Below are 776 nucleotides of genomic sequence, written 5' to 3'. Positions count from 1 at the left end.
GGCTCTGTTGCACAAATGGCTGAGGGGATTCATCATGGGAATCCAGCGTGATAGCTGGATGGCATGAGCAGACCCACACCCCCCGCCTACAAGACCCGGAACTGGCCGAGCTACAATGAAGCGCTCAAGCGCCGCGGCTCGCTGACGATCTGGTTCGATCCCGAGATGATCTGGGCGGCCGCGCCGACCGGCAAGCGTGGTCGGCAGCCCAGCTATAGTGACGCTGCGGTCCAGACCTGCCTGACGATGAAGGTGCTGTTCGGCATGGCGCTCCGCCAGACCACCGGGTTCGTGGAAAGCCTGCTGCAGTTGATCGGTCTGGACTGGGCGGTGCCCGATTTCAGCACCCTCAGCCGACGCCAGAAGACCTTGAAAGTCAACATCCCCTATCGCGGCTCGCAGGGCCCGCTGCACCTTCTGATCGACAGCACCGGGATCAAGGTCGAGGGCGAAGGCGAGTGGAACGCGCGCAAGCATGGCGGCCCGAAACGACGTATCTGGCGCAAGGTCCACCTCGGGATCGACGAGAAAACACTGGAAATCAGGGCGGTCGAGTTCACCAGTAGCGACGTAGGCGACGCACCGATGTTGCCCGAACTGCTCGACCAGATCCCACCCGATCAAGAGATCGCCAGCGTTACCGCCGATGGCGCATACGACACCCGAAAGTGCCACGACGCCATCGCCGCCCGCGCCGCTGCGGCCATCATTCCTGTGCGGAAGAACGCCAAGCCCTGGAAGAAAACTTCAGCCGGAGCCGTAGCACGGAACGATAT

1 protein-coding gene is annotated in these 776 nt (G+C 62.5%); it reads left to right on the top strand.

All coding sequences use genetic code 11. From position 1 onward, the window contains the following. Positions 1-63 precede the first annotated feature (63 nt). The coding region (locus G5B31_RS20935) for an IS5-like element ISPko3 family transposase (protein WP_165020119.1) at positions 64-776 on the top strand (713 nt) is incomplete at its 3' end.

Source organism: Rhodobacter sp. SGA-6-6, from assembly GCF_011043545.1.
In the GTDB taxonomy this organism is placed as follows: domain Bacteria; phylum Pseudomonadota; class Alphaproteobacteria; order Rhodobacterales; family Rhodobacteraceae; genus Pseudogemmobacter.
The sequence above is the reverse complement of the archived record's forward strand: the minus strand, read 5'-3'. Positions and strand labels throughout refer to the sequence as shown.